Consider the following 19,966-nt stretch of genomic DNA (forward strand, 5'->3'; position numbering starts at 1 on the left):
ACCCCGTCTTCCCGACACCAAGGAGGGATCCATGCGTTCTTTCGACGAAACCGACGCGTCCGAACAAAAACGGTTATGGTCCCTTTTTCAGGTTGAAAGCGCCTATACCTGCAACCTGTCCTGCATCATGTGCCCCTGGATCTCGGACCGGGCCGGTCTGGGCAAAAAGGGCCTGATGTCCCAGGCGGTCTGGGATGCCGTCGTCCCCCACCTCGCCAACGTTACTACCGTCGATCTTTCCGGCGGCGGCGAACCCCTGCTTCACCCCCGTCTGGCCGAGCGGATCAGGCAGTCCCATGAGGCCGGATGCGTCACCGGACTGTTGACCAACGGCACCCTGCTCGATGAACGGATGACGGACGCCCTCATCGACGCCGGCGTGAACTGGCTCGGGGTCTCCATCGACGGAGCGGATCAGGCGGTTTACGAACGCATCCGGGTGGGCGCCCGTTTCGAAACGGTTTGTGCCAACCTCTCCCGTTTCTGCCGGACACGTGATCCGGATAAGGTGATCACCCTGATCAATGTGGTCATTCTGCCGATGAATCGCCGGCAGCTGACGGCCATGGTCGACCTGGCCGCGGATCTCGGCGTCGATCAGGTCAATTTCAAGCATTGTGACGTGATCCGGGGAGAGCACGGCAAAGGGCTTGGACAGTTTGATCGGCAAAAGACCCGGGCGGTTCGCGATCTTGAACATGATCTTTCCCGGGCCGTCAGACAGGGGAAAAAGCGCGGAGTCCGCGTGACCCATTTTTCTCTGGTCCCGGAGGAGCTGCCGGTCTGCGCCCAGGATCCCAGGCGTTCCCTGTTCATCCGCTACAACGGCCAGGTATCGCCCTGCATCGGATTGGCCGTCGGCGGCCCCACGACCTTCATGGGCCGGGACGTCATCATGCCCACGGTGCATTTCGGCACGCTGCCCGATCAGTCTCTGGACCAGATTTGGCATTCACCGGATTGCACGTTTTACCGCACCCGGTTTGAAGAGCGGGTTTCGGCAAGCGAAGCGGGTTTTCTGAGCGTGGATCTGTCCGAGCCATCCCTTCCGAAACTCAAGGCCGCCCGGCAGGCGTCCATCGACGCCATGCCCCCCGCGCCTGAAGGCTGCCGGATCTGTCATTATCTCTATGGGATTTAAGCGTCTCCGTCCAGGGCGTCCCTGACCCTGGCGGCCAGCTCATGGGCGGAAAAAGGTTTCTGGATGAAATGAACACCCTCGTCGAGAACACCCTGATGGGCAATGACATTGGCAGTGTAGCCGGACATGAACAGGCGTTTAATCCCGGGATACACGCTCATGAGATTCCGAGCAAGATCCCTTCCGTTCATTTCGGGCATTACCACGTCCGTCAGAACAAGTTCGATATCGCCCTGATGCTCCCGGGCGATCCGGATCGCCTCGCCTGGGGTGGCGGCGGCAAGAACCGTGTAGCCCTGGGACTCCAGAAGAAGGGCCGTCACCTCAAGGATCGACGGTTCGTCTTCCACCAGAAGGATGGTCTCCTTGCCGTGGGCCATGGACGGAGCCCCGGTTCGCTTGGCCGCCGTCTCGTTTTTTCCTTTGTGACGGGGAAGGTAGATGGTGATGGTCGTGCCCTGGCCCGGTTCACTGTAGGCGTTGATAAAACCATGGTTCTGCTTGACCGCGCCGTACACCGTGGCGAGACCCAGTCCGGTTCCCTGATGAATTTCCTTGGTCGTGAAAAAAGGTTCGAAAATCAGCGGGAGATGGTCTTTTTCGATGCCGCACCCGTCGTCGCTGACCGCGATCCGGACAAAATCACCGGTGATGAATCCCGCGTGTGCCGCGGCATAATCCTCACCGATGGTGACATTTTCAGCTTCGATGGTCATTTTCCCCACGCCGGAAATGGCATCCCTGGCGTTGATGCACAAATTGGCGAGAATCTGATCGATCTGGGAGGGATCCATCCGGACGGCCCATAAATCCGTGCCGGGATTCCAGACCAGATCGATATCTTCACCGATCAGGCGCTCGAGCATGCTGAGCATGCCGGCCACCGTCTCGTTCAGATCCAGAATTTGGGGGGAGACGGTCTGTTTCCGGGCAAAGGCCAGAAGCTGGCGCGTCAGGTCGGCGGAACGTTCGGCGGCCCTGCCGATTTCCCTCAGGTGACGGTCAACCGGATCGGCGGGCTTAATTTTGCCAAGGCCCAACTCCACATGGCCCAGGATCACGCTGAGCATGTTGTTGAAGTCATGGGCCACGCCCCCGGCCAGTCGCCCCACCGATTCCATCTTCTGGGCCTGTTGAAGCTGACCTTCGAGCTTTTGCCTTTCGGCCTCATGATTCTTTCGTTCGGTGATATCGATCACCGCGACCAGGGCCGTGGGCTTTTCCTCGTACTCGATCCGCTTGCCGGTCAGGCTGACCCACTTCTGTTCTCCGGTTTTGGTCAGAACCCTGAATTCGTAATCATCCGGCACGGTTTCTCCGCGCTGGCGTTTTTTCCCGGTCTGCCGGATCAGCTCCTGATCGACCGGATGGACGATGTCCCAATAGCGCAGGGAAAGAAGTTCGTTTTCGCTATACCCGGTAACCTCACAAGCGGCCCGGTTGGCATAGATCCAGTTGTCTCCCTGATGCATCAGAATGGCAAAGGGGCTGGATTCGGCCAGGATGCGGAATTTCTCTTCGCTGGTCCGGAGCCGCCGCTCCGCTTCCTTACGGGCCGTGATATCCATGATCGACGCCACGCTCTTGGATGTCCCCGGCACCATCATGATGTTGATCATGGCATACCCGGGTGTTCCGTCCTTCGACACATACTGGAATTCGTAACTTTTGAGCGCGTCCGCTTCGTTCTTCCGACGCAGGTGATGCAGGGCGACCATGCGTTCACGTTCGGCGGGAGGAATCAGATCCGTCCATTTCAGACGGCTTATGGTGTCGGGCGTCAGCCCCATAATACGGAGAAACCGGTCATTGGCCATGCTGATGGTCATGTCGTCTTCGATCAAAAGGATGGACGTCCCCGTGTTGTTGAGCATGATGCGGTAGAGGTCCAGATTCTTTGTCAAATAACGTTTTTCTTCTTCAAGCCGCCTGCAGTACGAACGCAGCTCATCCGCGCTCATCCCGGATAGATCTCCGGGCTCGTCGGATGTTTTGTTCATGTCTCTCACGAATGCCAATCCCCCTGTCTCTGAAACACACCGGATGACGCCCCTTACGTCAGCCTTGAACCCATGAACTGGTGCCTATCCATACCCCTCGGGAGGCAGGAATGTCAACATCGGTTTTCTACAGGGCAATCCTATGGCCCAACGATTCACCCCCAAAAAAAAGGGGAAACGGACAAGAGCCGTTCCCCCTGAATACACAGACACTCAGTCATTCAATCAGTCAAAGGCCATACTCGTTTTCCATTCTTTCCAGACATTGCCCACCAGACCGGGGCCCGGTGTCAGGGTTTTCTTGCCCGGCGTCCAGCCCGACGGCGTCGCCTGGGAACCCTTGGTTTCGCGGACCAGCTGGAAGGCCTGGATTTGACGCATGGTCTCTTTGATGTTCCGGCCCACCGGCGGGGTCAGCACTTCGTAACCCTGGATGATGCCGTCGGGATCGATGATAAACCGTCCGCGCGTTTCCACGCCCGAATCTTCATCGTAGACATTATAGATTTTGCCCACCCGGCCTCCGCCGTCGGACAGCATGGGAAAGGGCACGCCGCCCTCGACCATTTTGGACAGCTCGTGGTCGTTCCACATCTTGTGGACAAACATGCTGTCGATACTCATGGACAGAACTTCAACGCCCAGTTTGACATACTCGGGGTATTCTTCAGCAACTGCTGAAATTTCCGTCGCTCAGACGAAGGTGAAATCACCGGGGTAAAAGCAGAGGACGACCCATTTGCCAATGTAATCGGACAGGGTGACATTGATGAATTTTCCGTTCTGATAGCCTGGAGCGCTGAAATTGGGCGCTTTCTTTCCTACCTGAATCATCTGCCGTGCCTCCTTTTTTTCGACCGTGGGTTCGGATGCCTGTTCAACCTGCTCTTCTTCGCCGACCGGACCGCCCGTGGGGCGGGCACAGCCGGGATTCAATTCTTCCGTCATAGGCCCTCCTGGTTAAAAGTGTCATGATTTTCTGAAAAACCGAACAGAAACGACGCTGTTGAAAACGATCATAGCGGGACAGGCTATGGGAAATGACAATGATTCTACACCAGCGGATTCAAAATTGAAATACGTAAAAACAGGTATTTTAACATTCACAAAACCGGGCCGATGCTTTATGGTTAACGGCATGACCGATCACACCAACCCACACTCATAAAGGAAATATCCATGATCACCTATGCCTACTGGTTTGCCGTCATCATCGTCACCGCTCTGGTTCTTTTCGGCGCAGGGTTCAAGGCCGGTTACTGGAAAACGGCCCTTTCCATCGCTTTGATCATCCTTGTGGCGGGCTGGAGCGCATATGCCTTTCATTTCCAGCAGATCTTCGTCAAACGATACGGCGGAGCCATGACCATCAAAACCCCCGAGGGCCAGTATCATCTGGGCGTGACATGGAAAGAGGACAACATGTGGATCGAAACCTACGATCCGAAAACCAACACCTGCATTTTCAGCGAATACTCCAAAGGCAACCTCCTCCAGGGGCGGGTATACATCAAGGACTGCAACCCTCTGCTGCCCCAGGCGACAGGATACCGGGATTACTCGTCATCCTCGTCCGGAAATTGAAAACACATCGTATTTGATCGGCAAGAACCCCCAGACATCCTCAAGGAGCCGTTTTACCATGTATGCCAACCGAGTGACCACAGGCTGGGACAGCCTGGACGCCATTATCGACGACCTGAGGCGCGGCGACAACGTGGTCTGGCAGGTCGACTGCATCGACGATTACCAGCGTGTGGTGCTGCCCTTCGTGAACAGCGCACTTTCTCGAAATGAACGGGTCATCTATCTCCGCTTCGGCAGGCACATGCCCCTGCTCGAAGAGAGGGCCGGTCTCACCATCCACACCCTGAAATCCGAAAACAGCTTTGAATCTTTTTCAAGCGCGGTCCACCGGATCATCACCGAGGAGGGAAGGGACACCCTCTACGTGTTCGATTCGCTGTCCGACCTGCTCCACATCTGGGCCACGGACCTGATGATCGGCGATTTCTTCCGGATCACCTGCCCCTACCTCTTTCAGCTGAACACCATCGCCTATTTTGCCATCTTCCGGAACAACCATTCCTTCAAGTCCATTGCAAGGATCCGGGAGACCACCCAGGTGCTGATCGACATCCACAGCGCCAAGGGCACCATGTGCATCCATCCGATCAAGGCGCTGCACCGGTACTCGACCACCATGTTTTTCCCCCACGTCAAAGAGAAAGACCAGCTGATCCCGGTCATCAACAGCGTGGACGCCACCCGGCTGTTTTCCCACCTTTCGCGCCATGACGCCACCGGCGCCCAGCGTCATCTGGATTACTGGGACCGGCTGTTCATGGAAGCCCGTAACCTCATGGAATCCCGGGCTCCCGAGGAGGAACAGAAAGACATGGTCCAGCAGCTCAGCCGTCTGATGCTGACCCGGGACAAGCGGCTGCTGGCGATGATCCGCAGACATTTCACCCTGGGCGATCTGCTTGCAATCAAAGACCGGCTGATCGGAACGGGGTTCATCGGCGGGAAGTCCCTGGGCATGCTGCTGGCCCGAAAAATTCTTGAAAAGGATCGCGCCCGGGATTGGCCGGGAATCCTCGAGCATCACGATTCGTTCTACATCGGATCAGACGTCTTTTATTCCTACATGGTCCGCAACGGCTGGTGGCAGACCTTCATGGAGCACAAAACACAGCAGGGGTATTTCCCCAAGGCCTTAGAACTCAAGGAAAAAATGGAAAACGGCGTCTTTCCCGAAGAGATTGTCGAGCGATTCAAGCTGATGCTCGAATACTTCGGCCAGTCACCGATCATCGTCCGATCGAGCAGCCTCCTCGAAGACGCCTTCGGCAGCGCCTTTGCCGGAAAATACGACAGCTATTTCTGCGTCAACCAGGACGACCCCAAAAAACGCTATGAGTTCTTCGAAAAAGCCGTACTCCGGATCTTTGCCTGCACCATGGGGGAAGACGCCCTTTCCTATCGGCGGCAGCGGGGCCTCGACCAGACGGACGAACAGATGGCCCTTCTGGTCATGCGGGTCTCCGGCGCCTACCGTGAGTCGAACTTTTATCCGGACCTGGCCGGGGTGGCCCTGTCCCGAAACCCCTTCATGTGGAAACAGACCATGAACCCCAAGGAAGGCATGGTCCGTCTGGTCCACGGCCTGGGCACCCGGGCCGTCAACCGGGTCGCCAACGATTATCCCCGAATCGTTGCCCTGGACGCGCCCCTGGCCAAGCCCCTTCTCGGCGTGAAAGACATCCGCAAATACTCCCAGCATCACGTGGACCTTCTGAACCTGGAGCAGAACCGGCTCGAAACCGTTCCGCTGTCGTCCCTGCTTGAACGGCACGTCCCGAGCTGCATGGACCGGCTGAGCATCCGGGATCACGAGGCCATCGAGGCCATGCGGGACATGGGCCGTCCCGCCGGGGACTACCGCATCCTGACCTTCGATCCCTTCCTGACCGAAACCCCCTTTGTGGACATCATGAAATCCATGCTGACCTCCCTCGAGCAGGCCTACGACAATCCTGTTGAAATCGAGTTCACGCTGAATTTCGACACCTCAAACGACGCCTTCCACATCAACCTGCTTCAATGCCGTCCCCTCAAAACCATGGGGCCCGCCGAGGGCGGCCCGTCCGTTACGCCGACAAACATCGCCCGGGTTATTCTGAGCATTGAAGGCAACGCCATGGGCGGCACCCTCGCCAAAGACATTGCCCGAATCATCCTGGTGAACCCCGACACCTACCTGGACCTGTCCGTCCAGGACAAATACGCCGTGGCCCGTCTGGTCGGCAAGCTCAACAGGGCCATCGACGACGCCGAGAAAACACCCACCCTGTTGATGGGTCCGGGACGATGGGGCACCCACACGCCCGCCATGGGCATTCCGGTCACCTTCTCCGAAATCAACCGGGTGGCGGCCATCGCTGAAATAAGCCATCACACCGGCAGCCTGGTTCCCGATTTGTCCTTCGGCACCCATTTTTTTCACGACCTCGTGGAAACCGGCATCGTGTATCTTGCCGTCTATCCCGAATCCTCCGGCGTGATCTGCGATCTGGACTGGATACGGTCCCTGCCCAATCTTCTTACGACCCTTGCGCCGGAAAGCGGCTCCCTCGAGCATGTGATCCATGCCGCCGACACACGCCGCGAGGGCCTGAAAATCCACTCGGACGTGGAAAACCAGACCGTGATCTGCTACCTGGCCGAAAAAAACAACGGGGATCAGAACGGAAAATCTCCGGCGTGATCCGGGGGGGCGACGGGGTCGGTCCGAGGCCTTTCAGCGGGTTTGTGGACGGGATGGCCGTCCACATAGATGGATTTGTGAGGCATGGAGGGGCAGGCATATTCACAGGCGCCGCAGCCGATGCAGACAGACGGGTTGATCGTCGGAACGCCGAGGCCGTTTTCAATGACCATGAACACCGCCTTGGTGGGGCAATGTTCTGAGCAGGCGCCGCATTCGGTTTTCTGGGTAATGACGATGCAGTTATCCAGAATCAGATGAACCACGCCGATCTGAATCGACTGTTTGCTCTCAAGCGTCAGCGGCAATATCGCGCCGGTGGGACACACCTCGCCGCAGGTTTTGCAGGTGGCGTTGCAAAAGCCCTTTGCGTTGTCCATGTGAGGCATCAACAGCCCCTGGGTGCCGTAAGGGGCCAGGCCCGGCTGAAGCACCTTGCCCGGGCAACGGCTGACGCACAGATAACAAGCCGTGCAGGCCGAGGTGAAATCGCCGATGCTCCGCGAGCCCGGCGGCGTGATCGGGTGGCGGCGCCTGACCGGTATGGTGTTTTTCACATAGACCGGCGGACGGACGACCTGGGCGAAAAGTTTTCCGGGAAAACCCAAAACGGCGAGCCCCATCAGGGCCATCAGGGCACGCCGCTGAGGGTTGACGGGCCGGAAAGCCCTGGGTTTCGCCGACACGGCGATGCAGTTTTCCGGGCAGACCGCCAGACAGGAATAACAGGCCACACAGCGACTCACATCCACATGACCACGTCCCACATCGATGCAGGACGCCTTGCAGACCCGTTCGCAACGGCCGCAGGACACGCAATCGTCTGCGTCGATGCGGACCCTGAACAGCGAAACCCGTGACACCAGCCCCAGAACGGCGCCCACCGGACAAATCGTATTGCAGTAGAGACGCCCCCGTTTCAGAGCCAAAGCGACCACCAGACCCAGACAGGCCAGGGTCACGCCCAGCACCGTCACCCCAACCGGCGGCAGATCCACCGTCACCAGGGCATAGGAATCGAACCGTTCAAACACCCGTGCAAGAAGGTTGTTCACGGCGGCTGCCGGGGGACGTGCGATCGTGGCCATCGTGCGACCGAAAAAGCTGAACGGGTCGAGCAGATTGACCAAAACAAGGCTTCCCGACACCGACACCAAAACCGTCAGCGCGAGCAGGCCGTATCGCAGAAACGGAAGCCCCGGAGCCCATGCGAACCGCTTTTTTCCCGGTGCGAAACGGATCACAAGATCCATGAAGGCGCCTAAGGGGCAGAGAAAAGAGCAATAGACGCGGCCGGCCAGAAAAGTCAGGGCCAGGACCGAAAGGAGGGAAAGAAACGCCGCGCCGCCCTGGGCCAGACATTTCATCAAAGCGGGCAGGCATTGAAAAAACACAATGGCCTTAATCACATCGGCCGGAATGACGCCGTAAAAATCCAGAAAAAGAACGGCGGTCAGAACCAAAACCACCAGAGACAGTACCACGCGAAGCTTTTTCAGATGGGGCCGGCCCATGTTATACTTTGATCCGCCGGATGGCGGCAGTCGAAAGGTCCATGCTGCCCACCCCCATGGCGGCGGCAAGAGGAATATAGGCCACGTCCGAGGGTTCCATGCCGAACATCATGGCGGCGGCGGCATCGGCCAGAACCGGATCTCGGGAAACGAGAAGGGCCTTCATGTTGACCACGTCCTTCTCCGACACGCCCCGGGGGCCGTGTTTCATCAGAACATTGTAGGCGTCGACCACGGTGAGATCCGCCTTCTTGAACGTGGAAAAGTCGGCAATGCACTGATTGAGGTCGTTTCGATGCCAATAGCCCCTGTCCCAGATGATGCCCATGTGGTTTTTCATGCCGATGGTCAGCCGTGTGCTGGAATGGTGTTTGAGAACCGGCACGTTGATGAACACGTCGGCGTCCATGATCTGTTCATGGACCTTGGTCCGAACAAGGCGTTTGCCCCGGTCCACGGCGACCTCATGAAAATAGCGTTCGGCGTTGGCAGGCACCATGATCCCTCCGGCATCCTTGACCGCCTGTTCGATGCCGCTGTTTTTGTAGGTCCGGGTCCAGATATCGCAGGTATTGTCAAACACGTGAACCGTTTTGGCCCCGGCGGAAAGGCAGTGCCGGATGATCTGACGAACCAGAGCGGGGTGGGTGTTGGCGGCCCGCTTTGGTTCCGCGTCCCAGCCGATGTTGGGTTTGACCACCACGGTGCTGTTTTTCGGAACAAACGCCCCCATGCCTCCCAGCTCGGCCATGGCCCGGTCAAACATGACGGACGGCTCTCCGCCTTTGACGGCGATCAGGTCCGCCGGAACGGTCTTTTTCTCTTCGGCGAACAACAACGATGTCGGGGCCATCAGGGCCGACCCGGTCACAAGGCCTGCGGCCACGCTTTTCTTGATAAATTCACGTCGATTCACGGCGATCTCCTTTTCGAGGTTAGGCGCCCATACCCTCGATGAGGGCGCGGGCGTTCCTGCCGATGACCTTATGGTTGTAGCCGCCTTCAAGCAAAGCAAAGTAATGTCCGCCACACCGTCCGGCCGCTTTTTTCACCATCTCCCCCATGTCGAAATAGTCTTCGGTGCTGAGCACGCCGCCCCAATCCTCGGCATGGTTGTCGAACCCGGCCGAAATCCCGATCATGTCCACGGACACGCGGTCCAGCCTTTCCCGGACCTCCTTCATGTACCGTTCCCGAAACCGGCTGTCCGGATTGTAGACGCAGACAAAGGGATGTTTTTCAAGGATGTTGACCGTACCGTCCCCGTAGTGCATGTCGAAATCGAGCACAAAGGCGCTTCGGATTTTCTTCCGATGATGAAGCGACAGCAGGGCAACGGCCATGTTGTTGAAATAGCAGAAACCCCAGCATGAATCGGCCGAGGCGTGATGACCGGGCGGACGGATCAGGCCGAAGCAGGGCTCCGAAAGGGCGATCTCAGCCGTCCGGACCGCCGCACCGGCGGCCAGGGCGGCGATGGGATAAAGGCCGTATTTTCGCACCTCCTCCACATGAGCTTCGCCATGGGCCCTCAGGATATCGGATAGTTCGGCCGTGTCGGGGGTGACAAAATCGGCTTTGTCCCCGATGGCGGACACGATGGCTTCCATCCGCCCGGCCTCGGCGGCGGGGTCGGACACGTAGACATCGTAGAAATCTTCATGGAACACAACCTTCATGGAACCTCCTCTCGCAGATGGACCATATGAAACGTTGCGACACACTCGACCGGGAATCAGAATCCCAGATCCTCGTTGATCAGCACCAGGGTGATCCGGCCCTTGGGAAAGCATTTTTCCGTGATCGCCCAGGTGTTGCAGATCCTGTCCGGACTTTTGCAGTCCTGACAAAACGAGGTCTGGGCGCAGGGGGTCTTCTTGTCGAGCCGCATGGCGTTGACCGGTGCGGCGTAATTTTTGACGCGAAACATGGCGTCTTCCCGGTCCGTGACGATTTTATTGCGACCCACCAGAAGAATCACATGCCGGGGACCGAAAGTGATGGCCGCGACCCGGTTGCCGATCATATCCAGATTGACCAGTTCCCCCTCTTCGGTGACGGCATTGGTTCCGGTGAAATACACATCGGTCAGAAGGGACCGGCGACGCCGTTCCAGGGCCTCTTCCGGGGGGAAGCTTTTATCGTAGGTATCGATGACCTCCACGTCCCAGGCCGCTTTCAGGGCGTCGTAGAGGCCGGTCTGGACAAAGGTGGCCGACCCGCCCCAGGACATGCTTCTCGCCCCGAGTTTGGGCAAAATCGTTTCAAGCACAAGGGTCCGGGCCTGATGGCGGTCATCGGCGATATGCACGTCAAAATTATTCCGCTCAAACTGCTCCTTGACATGCTCCAGGCGTTTTTTCCAGTAGTGTTCCATGGGGTTGTCCATAAATAAGCTCCTTGATGTCGTTTACGGCATCTTGCCTGTCCGGTTCGCCTTCGGTGGTTGACAAGAAAGAAATCACAGTGATCTCACGGTGGATGTCTTCAAACCTATACGCTGTTGAATCAATATTTTCAAGCACGATCCGTTTCCGAACCGCGATAATGAACGCCGTTTTAAAAATTCGCTGCCGCCCGAATGATTTTGCTTGAAAAATTTACCGGAAAGACTATATTTCCCGCCGCATTAATGGCAACAGGTCATGTGTGTTTCGCGCAATCAACTTTTTCATAAGGGTGTCATCGTGAGCCGCCTTAATCCGTGTCTGAGTTGTGGTGCCTGCTGTGCGTTTTACAGAGCCTCCTTTTACTGGTCCGAAGCCGACGACGCGCCTTTCGGAACCGTTCCCGCCGACAAAACCGAGCCCCTGGGTCCCTTCCGCCGGGTGATGATCGGAACCACCCGGAAGATGTCACGCTGCATCTGCCTTCAGGGCGACATCGGGATCCATGTCTATTGCGACATTTACGACCGGCGATCTTCCGTCTGCCGTGATTTCGACGCATCCTGGATCAACGGCATGTGGAACGAACGGTGTGACAAGGCCCGTATCGCCTGGGGCCTCGAACCCCTGACGCCCGACTCGTTCAATGATCCGGGCAACGACCCCGGACATCTTCCCCGGGCCGCCTGATCAGTCGGTCGGATATCAGGCCCTCGGAACCATCTGAAGACTCTCCCCCGCCACAAACGGACGGGGTATTGGGACCAGACCAACCGCATGTCGCATTCGTTCACGTGCATGTTCACGGTAACGAGCACGGGCACGGCAGGCCGAGACCGACTCGACCGTCTCGTCCCACGCCGGTTGAACCTCTGACGGTTGCGTTCACCTGTTGCCTTCCGGCATCGTGAACATGCTCGTGCTCGCGGCCGTAAAGGCGAGCGGCATGCTCCGTCCCGCATGAAGAGGCCCATGCGTTTTAAAGACCATACATGCGATTGCCCTGGACTATAAATCCCTTGACCTGCACGTCAAATCAAATGTATTAGAAGGATTCCCTTTTCCCCGGACAGATGGTCGAAAGCGGTGTGATCGTACAGGGGGGGCGCATGTGTACGCGGGGACGGTGCGGGCGTTGTTTCCCAATCCGGTTGACACGGAACATGTCATGTCAGGACAAACGAGCATGGACAATGAAAAACCTTTGAAAATATGTATGATCAGCTACCGGAGCAATCCCCACTGCGGCGGCCAGGGCGTATATGTCCGCAACCTGAGCCGGGCGCTCACCGATCTGGGGCACCAGGTGGAGGTGGTGGCCGGTCCGCCGGACCCGCTCTTGGACCCGGATGTCAGACTGTCCATGCTCAACTGCCTTAACCTCTACGATCCGGAAAACATGTTCCGGGTTCCGACCCTCGATGAATTCAAGAATCCCATCAACCTTCTCGAATGGCTGAGCGTCAGCACCATGGGCTATCCCGAGCCCTTCACCTTCGGACTTCGGGCCTTCAACTTCCTGAAAAACCGCCTGGACGATTTCGACATCATCCATGACAACCAGAGCCTGTCCTACGGCGTCTGGGCCCTGAGCCGGAAAAAACCCACGGTGGCCACCATTCACCACCCCATCACCGTGGACCGGAGAATCGCCGTGAAAAGCGTTCGCTCCTTTGTCAAGAAAGCCAAGCACCTGCGCTGGTACTCGTTTATCGGCATGCAGGTCCGGGTGGCCCGACGGCTGCCCCGGATCATCACCGTGTCGGATTTTTCCAAAGCCGACATCGTCCGCGAGTTCAAAATACCCGAAGACCGGTTCAGCGTGGTACCCAACGGCATCAACACGGGCATCTTCTACCCCATGCCCGAAATCCGCCGTGAAAAGGACCGGATCATCGTCACCAACAGCGCCGACATGCCGCTCAAGGGGCTGTACTATCTGCTTCAGGCCGTCCATGAAATCGCGAAAAAACGGCCGATCCGTCTGACGGTCATCGGAACCCCGAAAAAAGACGGCGGCGTGGTGAAACTGATCGACAAACTGGGCATCGGCCACCTGATCGATTTCACCGGACGGATCAGCGACGAAGATTTTGTCCGTCAGTATGCCCGGGCCTCCATCGCCATCGTTCCGTCGGTCTATGAAGGGTTCGGCCTCCCCGTGGGCGAGGCCATGGCCAGCGGCATTCCCGTCATCAGCACCACCGGCGGCGCCCTGCCCGAGGTGGCCGGCGACGCGGCGGTGCTGGTTCCCCCCAAAGACCCCGGCGCTCTGGCCGGGGCCATCATGGACCTTCTCAACGACCCCAAACGCGCCGAAGCACTGGGCAAGGCCGGATACCGGCGGGTCATGGAACAATTCACATGGAAAAACGCGGCCGAAAAAACCGTGGAAGCATACAGGGAGACCATTCGTGATTACCGTCAACTTTAACAAGATCACCATCGAACCCGGGTTCACCATCCTCGATATCGGCTGCGGTCCCGGCCGCCATGTCAGCGCCCTGTATTCCTACAAAAAGGTCAACGCCGTCGGCGCGGACCTGAACCTCGACGATCTCCGCCAGGGCGTCAAGCGCCTCGAGTACCACGACAGCCTGGGCGCCCACTGCGGCGGCACCTGGTCGTTCACCACGGCCGACATCACCACCCTCCCCTTCGCGGACAGCACCTTCGATCTGGTGATCTGCTCCGAAGTGATGGAGCACATTCCCGACCAGGAAAAAGCCGCCGAAGAACTCCTCCGGGTCCTGAAGCCCGGTTGCAATCTGGTGGTCAGCGTCCCCCGGTTCTGGCCCGAGAAGATCTGCTGGATGCTGTCCGACGAATACTTCAACGCCAACCAGGGCCACATCCGCATCTACAAAAAAAAGGAACTGGTCCGGCTGATCGAAAACAAAGGGGCCGTCTATCTGACGGGCCACCACGCCCACAGCCTCCACTCCCCCTACTGGTGGCTGAAATGCTTTGTGGGGCCCACCCGTGAAGACTCACCGGCCGTAAACCTGTACAAGCGGTTCCTCACCTGGGACATCCTGCAAAAACCCTTTATCACCCGGTTCCTGGACAAACTGCTCAACCCGGTCCTGGGCAAAAGCCTGGTGCTCTACTTCAAAAAATGACGGCGTTGTAAAACGTTGATGATCTCGTAAAAAGTAAGTTTTTGGACGGCTTCGTAAAATGTTCGAGATCAAGGCTTGCGAAGCCCAAGGAATGAGGCGTACTTAGGGTACGCCGCAGTGACGAGGGCTGACGCGTAACGCAGATATCGGACTTTTTACGAAGCCGTCAACGTTCGAGATCACGGCCTGCGAGTCCCGAGGACTTTTTTCGAAGCCGTCAAAAATGAATCGACAGCATTGAACCCTGTATGCTATAGTTGACGCATCTTTTTAACCAGACAGAATTTTTTGTGTGAGGCGTCGGTCGTCCCGCCTCCGAACATCGTCAATCCGATCGCCGTCGCGATTTTTACGACATTCTTGTGGTCTGCGACCTCATGGTCCGGGCTGCGGTGAGATTCCTTGAGCCGTTGATCGCAACCGGGACACGCGTCAATGCCGTTCACGTCACAGTCATGATGGGCACGCTGCGCTTTGCCCATCCTACGGGGCGGAACACGGTAGACGATATGGGCATGCTGTTCTTTGCCCATCACCTGGACAACGAGATTATTTTTCAGGATTCATGGCCACCCACATACAGAAAAAAAAACGACTCCACGCCCTGATCATGGCGGCCGCCCTCAGTCTCCTGGCCGTTCTCGCCGATCTTTCCGGTCTGTTTGATACCCTTGAAAGAAAAACCCTCGATGTGCGCACCCGGCTCTGCCGCATGGACACGACCCTTCCCGAAGACATCGTTCTGATTTTAATTGACGATTCGTCGCTCCAGGCCATGAACGAGATCGCCGGTCGCTGGCCCTGGCCCCGTTATATCCACGCGGAGCTGATCAGCCACCTGGCCCGCTGCGGCGCCGAAACCGTCGTCATGGATATCATGTTTTTCGAAAACCAGATCGATGACCGGACCCGGGACGGTGAGTTGGACCCCAACGACCAGGCCCTGGCCCAGGCCACGCTGGCGGCGGGCAACGTGATCCACGCCATGGAAATCACCCATGATTATCCCGACGAAATCAACAAGGACCTCCTTGACATCCCCCTTCCCGACTCGGTGATCGACCGGTTTGCCCTGAAGGCAACGACCATGACGCCGATGCAGGAAAACAACGTGGTCTACCTTCCTTTCGAGGAACTTCTCACGGCGTCGGCCGGTCTCGGGGTGGTGACCTTCGCCTCGGATCCCGACGGCATTCATCGCAGCGAACAGCTTCTGTTCGATTACCAGGGGCACCTCTTCCCCACCCATGCCCTTTCCCCCATTCTCCGGAAAAAAGGGTTCGAATCCGTTGTCATCGACGAAACCCAGGCCCTGATTCTCTGGTCCGACCGGGAGCCCGACCGGATTCCCCTGACCGACGAGCTGGAATACGTGGTCAACATGTACGGCCGTTACAACAGCTTTTCCTACAGCGGGGTCATCGAAAGCATGATGAAACTCGACCAGGGCATCACGGACGGGCTGATGGTCTCCCCGGAAGAATTCGCAGGAAAAATCGTCTACGTTGGCGCCAGCGCCGCCGCCACCCACGACCTGAAAAACACGCCCATCGGCAGCGAGATCCCCGGCGTATTCCTTCATGCCTCCATCTGCGGAAACATCCTCGCACGGGATTTCCTGATCTTCACCGGGACCCTTTCAAACGCCCTTTTTCTCGTTCCCCTTCTGTTTGTCTGCGTGTTCCTTGTTTTGTTCATGCGGAAAATCCATCTCCAGATTTACCTGCCCATGGGCCTTGCCCTGATCTACCTTTCTGCCGCCGTCATTCTGTATCGGTTCAATATCGTCATCCACGGAGCCGTTCCGCTTATCTTTCTTTTTCTGGCTTACTTTCTCTCGTTCACCTACATCAGTTTCACCGAAGGCAAGGAAAAGCGCAAAGTCCGTAACATTCTCGGACAGTACGTGTCGCCGGCCATGCTGACCCAGGTGCTTGAAAACAGCAAGGACGAGTATCTCCGGGCCGAGGTGGGCAGCAAAGAGTACCTGACCGTGTTTTTTTCCGACATCCGGGGTTTCACAACCATTTCCGAAAAGCATCCGGTGGAAAAGGTGGTGGAGGTTCTGAACGCCTACCTGTCGGCCATGGTCGACATCATCTTCGAGCACAGCGGCACCCTGGACAAATTCATCGGCGACGCCATCGTGGCCTTCTGGGGAGCGCCGGTCCGCTTCGACGACCACCCCTACAAAGCCGTGGCCTCGGCCATCGAGATGATCCGGGCCCTCTCGACACTCAACCGCCACAACGAGGAAAAGGGCCTGCCCGAGCTGAAAATCGGCATCGGCATCCACACGGACCATGTGATTCTGGGCAACATCGGTTCCCGGAAGAAGCTGGACTACACCGTCATCGGCGACGGGGTCAATCTGACCTCACGACTGGAGGGCCTGACCAAGACCTACTTCTCGGACATTCTGATTTCCCAGACCTGCCACGCGCATGTCAAGGACCGGATCTGCTGCCGCATCGCCGATTACGTCAAAGTCAAAGGCAAGGACGAGCCCCTGTTCATCTATCAGGTCCTGGGACGATACGAGGATATCGATCCCTGGACCCGTCAGGTGGCCGAAACGACCGACCGGGCCTTTGAGCTTTATCGGAGCCGGCGATTCGACGAGGCCCTGCAGATCTACGAATCGCTGCTCGAAACCGATCCGGAGGATCAGCTGATCCGGATGTTTTCGCAGCGCTGCATCGAGTTTCGCGAGACACCGCCCGGTCCGGACTGGTCGGGGTGTTTTGTCCATACCAGCAAATAGGAGGGTTTCTCTGATGAAAGGGTTGGTCATTCTAATGCTTGCCGCGCTGTGTTTTCCTGCGCCGGCCCGGGCCGAGACGGCTTATGTCCACAGCGCCCGTGCCGATGTTCATGAACGGCCCTCCATGGGGTCGCCCACCGTGGGACGCCTGAGCGGCGGTGACCGGGTCGAGATCCTGGGCAACAAGGGGTCATGGGCGGAGATTGACTACGGCAGCGGCCAGGGTTTCGTGTACGGTTTTCTGCTGAACACCCGTCCGGCCGGCGCCAGGGAAAAGGTTTATTCACGTCTCCGGTCGTTTTTTTCCAAAATCGAGTCCATCTCGGGCAAATCCAGACGGAGGCCCTCCTCGTACACCGCCACGGCGGCCGCCCGGGGGCTCCGGGAAAAGCGGGAGCATTTCGCCGCCCTCTACCAGTCGGATTATGACAGCCTCGCCTTCTTCGAAGCCATTGAGATCCCCGAAGAAGAAGCCCTGGCCTTCATTCGGAAAGGAGTCGCCGATGAAAGCCGCCCTTAGCCTTGCGCTTCTGATGGTTCTGATCTCAGCCCCGGGATCTCTCCAGGCGTCGGAGTCCGCCCGGACCCGCATTTCAAGTCTTGAGGAAACCTCGCCCGACATCGCCGATCTCGAGGCGGAAATCCTGTTCGGACGGGATCTGGCGGCCCGGATTCTGGGCAACTACAAAGCCGTCGATGACCCTGCCCTGATCCGCTACGTGAACCTGATCGGCACGGGCCTTGTCGTCCATTCCGGTCGCTCGGATCTGGAGTTCAGGTTCATCATCCTTGACAGCGATGAAATCAACGCCTTCGCCACGCCGGGAGGGTACATTTTCGTCACCCTGGGAGCCGTGAAACGCATGGACAACGAGGCCCAGCTGGCCTGTGTGCTGGGCCACGAAATCGCCCACGTGACCCAGCGTCATGTGGTGCGGCGCCTGAACATCAAGGGTGATGAAACGTCGGCGTTCTCGGCCCTTTCCGGCGCCATCGGCAGCAGCACGGCGGCGGTCCGGACCCTGCTTGAAAAAACCCTCGATGAAGCCTCGGCCGTTCTGTTCGAAACGGGATACACTATCAAGGAAGAAATGGAGGCCGACCGCGTGGGCATGCAGATCGCGTCCCTTGCCGGGTACGACGCCCGCCAGCTCGGGGTATTCCTCAAATCCTGCAAGGGATTCGAAAAGCCGGACGCCTCGTACACCGGCAAGCACCCCCAACTCAATGTCCGTCTGTCATCCATGGCCCGGACCCTCAAGGAAAACGGTCTGGATAAACTGAGCCAAGCCAAAGTCAGGAGGCGCTTTCATGACTATGTTCACCCCTAAATCGATCCTCGCGTTCATGTTCATCCTGATCGTCGCCGCCGATGCCCGTGCCGACGAAAGCCATTACATCAACAGCAATGTGGGGGACCGGGCCTCGGGTATGGCCGGGGCCTACACCGCCGTCTCCGATGATTCATCGGGCTGCTATTACAACCCGGCCGGCATCGCCTTCGCTCCGGCCAACAAATTTTCCGCCAGCGTAAACGCCGTCAACACCGCCAAAAGGGTGTACAAGAACGTGCTGACCACCCTTTCCGGGGCCGGCTTGGACTGGGAGCAGGAATCCTTCAGCCTTCTGCCCAACTATTTCGGCATCGTCCAGGAGTTCGGTCCCGGCATGCTCGGATTTTCCTACGCCGTGCCCGATTCGGCCCAGATGCGTCAGAAGCAGACCTTTTCCAATATCGCGGGGGTCCAGACCATCAACACCCTGACCATCAACATCAACAAACACGACAAGGCCTACCTGTTCGGTCCGACTTATTCGTACCGGATAAACGATGCCCTGTCCGTAGGGGCGACCCTGTATTACTATTACCGGGACAGCGAGCTGATCTACAACCAGTTCGCCATGTTCGCAGACGGATCCGAGGCCATCACCAATCTGCACACCACCCGCACCGACCAGGGGGTAAAACCCATGCTCGGCCTGATCTGGGATCCCGTCGACAACGTATCGGTGGGCCTTTCCGTGTCCAAGCTCTGGGTGTTTGACAGCGACCGGGATGTCCAGGAAATCCAGAACGATTATCCCGATGATCCTGCCGATATCCTGCTCGCCAAAGCGAGCTATTCAGACGAAACCAAATTTCCCCTGAGCACGGCCCTGGGACTGGCCTGGTTTTATTCGCCCAGCCTCCTTTTTTCGATGGATCTCAAGTATTATCCCGATATCGAAGAAAAAAAATACGTGCTCAACGCGGCCCTGGCCACGGAATACTATCCAACGGACTTTTTCGCTGTCCGGGCGGGCGTCTACACGGATCTGTCCAACGCACCGGACCTCTCCACCGCGGCCGTCAGCCAGGTGGATCAGGTCGATCTCTACGGCGTCACCCTCTCCGGGACCCTGTTTTCCGGAAAAACGAGTGTCTCCCTGGGATTGGACTGGAGTTTCGGCAGCGGAGACGCCCAGGTCAACGCCGCAAGCACCCAGATTTACGATGTGGACTATTCTCAACTGACGGTTCACATTTCCACCTCGTTCAGCTACTGATCCGCTGTGCGGACATCTCGTGTTGTTCATCCCGCCTGAATTCGCTCCGGGATGGACAACGCGAAGCGTCACGGCAAGACCCTTCCAGGGCCCAGCCCCGCCTTTCCCTCTCAGGTAACCCGATCCTCCCAAAAAAAAACTTAAATATTCGGTTCAAGGTGCCGATTAATTGAACACGTGTCCATAAGTCAACACACCCTTAGCGGCTCCGTCAGGAGTTG

General features: G+C 57.8%; 16 protein-coding genes. 10 read left to right on the plus strand and 6 right to left on the minus strand.

The window, feature by feature from the left end; all coding sequences use genetic code 11:
• Nucleotides 1-31: 31 nt before the first annotated feature.
• Nucleotides 32-1,141: a radical SAM/SPASM domain-containing protein gene (locus ACYQ11_RS03060; protein ID WP_459922267.1), complete on the plus strand. Its 1,110-nt coding sequence runs from the start codon at nucleotides 32-34 to the stop codon at nucleotides 1,139-1,141.
• Here ACYQ11_RS03060 and ACYQ11_RS03065 read toward each other — a convergent pair.
• Both ACYQ11_RS03065 and prxU read right to left on the minus strand, forming a co-directional pair.
• Nucleotides 1,138-3,141: a hybrid sensor histidine kinase/response regulator gene (locus ACYQ11_RS03065; RefSeq protein ID WP_459922268.1), complete on the minus strand. Its 2,004-nt coding sequence runs from the start codon at nucleotides 3,139-3,141 to the stop codon at nucleotides 1,138-1,140. The two genes, ACYQ11_RS03060 and ACYQ11_RS03065, sit on opposite strands and share 4 nt — an antisense overlap.
• A gap of 225 nt (nucleotides 3,142-3,366) precedes the next feature.
• The gene (gene prxU / locus ACYQ11_RS03070) at nucleotides 3,367-4,089 is read right to left on the minus strand and encodes a thioredoxin-dependent peroxiredoxin (protein WP_459922269.1); all 723 of its coding nucleotides are present in this window, start codon (nucleotides 4,087-4,089) and stop codon (nucleotides 3,367-3,369) included.
• A gap of 231 nt (nucleotides 4,090-4,320) precedes the next feature.
• Between prxU and ACYQ11_RS03075 the strand changes: the two genes are divergently transcribed.
• Together ACYQ11_RS03075 and ACYQ11_RS03080 are read left to right on the plus strand one after the other, a co-directional pair.
• Entirely contained in the window at nucleotides 4,321-4,725 is a 405-nt protein-coding gene (locus tag ACYQ11_RS03075) for a hypothetical protein (protein WP_459922270.1), read from the plus strand.
• A 58-nt stretch (nucleotides 4,726-4,783) separates the two neighbouring features.
• The gene (locus tag ACYQ11_RS03080) at nucleotides 4,784-7,411 is read left to right on the plus strand and encodes a PEP/pyruvate-binding domain-containing protein (RefSeq protein ID WP_459922271.1); all 2,628 of its coding nucleotides are present in this window, start codon (nucleotides 4,784-4,786) and stop codon (nucleotides 7,409-7,411) included.
• Here the strand turns inward: ACYQ11_RS03080 and ACYQ11_RS03085 are convergent.
• Genes ACYQ11_RS03085 through ACYQ11_RS03100 form a run of 4 tightly spaced genes read right to left on the minus strand, consistent with a single transcriptional unit; the run spans nucleotide 7,387 to nucleotide 11,314 of the window.
• Nucleotides 7,387-8,925 carry a 4Fe-4S binding protein gene (locus ACYQ11_RS03085; protein WP_459922272.1) on the minus strand — a complete coding sequence of 513 codons (1,539 nt, stop codon included), beginning with the start codon at nucleotides 8,923-8,925 and terminating at the stop codon, nucleotides 7,387-7,389. The two genes, ACYQ11_RS03080 and ACYQ11_RS03085, sit on opposite strands and share 25 nt — an antisense overlap.
• Before the next feature lies 1 nt (nucleotide 8,926).
• Complete coding sequence (locus ACYQ11_RS03090; RefSeq protein ID WP_459922273.1) at nucleotides 8,927-9,841, minus strand: DUF362 domain-containing protein; 915 nt, start codon at nucleotides 9,839-9,841, stop codon at nucleotides 8,927-8,929.
• A gap of 19 nt (nucleotides 9,842-9,860) precedes the next feature.
• Nucleotides 9,861-10,604: a histone deacetylase family protein gene (locus tag ACYQ11_RS03095; RefSeq protein WP_459922274.1), complete on the minus strand. Its 744-nt coding sequence runs from the start codon at nucleotides 10,602-10,604 to the stop codon at nucleotides 9,861-9,863.
• Between the two features lie 56 nt (nucleotides 10,605-10,660).
• On the minus strand, nucleotides 10,661-11,314 hold the full coding sequence (locus ACYQ11_RS03100) for a lactate utilization protein (RefSeq protein ID WP_459922275.1): 654 nt from the start codon (nucleotides 11,312-11,314) through the stop codon (nucleotides 10,661-10,663).
• A 298-nt stretch (nucleotides 11,315-11,612) separates the two neighbouring features.
• Here ACYQ11_RS03100 and ACYQ11_RS03105 point away from each other — a divergent pair, with 298 nt between their 5' ends.
• The 7 genes from ACYQ11_RS03105 (at nucleotide 11,613) to ACYQ11_RS03135 (ending at nucleotide 19,745) form a co-directional block, all read left to right on the plus strand.
• The gene (locus tag ACYQ11_RS03105; RefSeq protein ID WP_459922276.1) at nucleotides 11,613-12,002 is read left to right on the plus strand and encodes a YkgJ family cysteine cluster protein; all 390 of its coding nucleotides are present in this window, start codon (nucleotides 11,613-11,615) and stop codon (nucleotides 12,000-12,002) included.
• A 496-nt stretch (nucleotides 12,003-12,498) separates the two neighbouring features.
• Complete coding sequence (locus ACYQ11_RS03110) at nucleotides 12,499-13,746, plus strand: glycosyltransferase family 4 protein (RefSeq protein ID WP_459922277.1); 1,248 nt, start codon at nucleotides 12,499-12,501, stop codon at nucleotides 13,744-13,746.
• A complete protein-coding gene (locus tag ACYQ11_RS03115) occupies nucleotides 13,727-14,434 on the plus strand; it encodes a class I SAM-dependent methyltransferase (protein ID WP_459922278.1) in 708 nt (235 codons plus the stop codon). Before ACYQ11_RS03110 ends, ACYQ11_RS03115 begins: the two co-directional genes overlap by 20 nt.
• A 565-nt stretch (nucleotides 14,435-14,999) precedes the next feature.
• The gene (locus ACYQ11_RS03120) at nucleotides 15,000-17,198 is read left to right on the plus strand and encodes a CHASE2 domain-containing protein (RefSeq protein ID WP_459922279.1); all 2,199 of its coding nucleotides are present in this window, start codon (nucleotides 15,000-15,002) and stop codon (nucleotides 17,196-17,198) included.
• Between the two features lie 13 nt (nucleotides 17,199-17,211).
• The gene (locus ACYQ11_RS03125) at nucleotides 17,212-17,718 is read left to right on the plus strand and encodes an SH3 domain-containing protein (RefSeq protein WP_459922280.1); all 507 of its coding nucleotides are present in this window, start codon (nucleotides 17,212-17,214) and stop codon (nucleotides 17,716-17,718) included.
• The gene (locus ACYQ11_RS03130; RefSeq protein ID WP_459922281.1) at nucleotides 17,702-18,529 is read left to right on the plus strand and encodes a M48 family metalloprotease; all 828 of its coding nucleotides are present in this window, start codon (nucleotides 17,702-17,704) and stop codon (nucleotides 18,527-18,529) included. Before ACYQ11_RS03125 ends, ACYQ11_RS03130 begins: the two co-directional genes overlap by 17 nt.
• The gene (locus ACYQ11_RS03135; RefSeq protein ID WP_459922282.1) at nucleotides 18,510-19,745 is read left to right on the plus strand and encodes an OmpP1/FadL family transporter; all 1,236 of its coding nucleotides are present in this window, start codon (nucleotides 18,510-18,512) and stop codon (nucleotides 19,743-19,745) included. Before ACYQ11_RS03130 ends, ACYQ11_RS03135 begins: the two co-directional genes overlap by 20 nt.
• The last annotated feature ends 221 nt before the right edge of the window (nucleotides 19,746-19,966 follow it).

The organism is Desulfatiferula olefinivorans, from assembly GCF_054657895.1.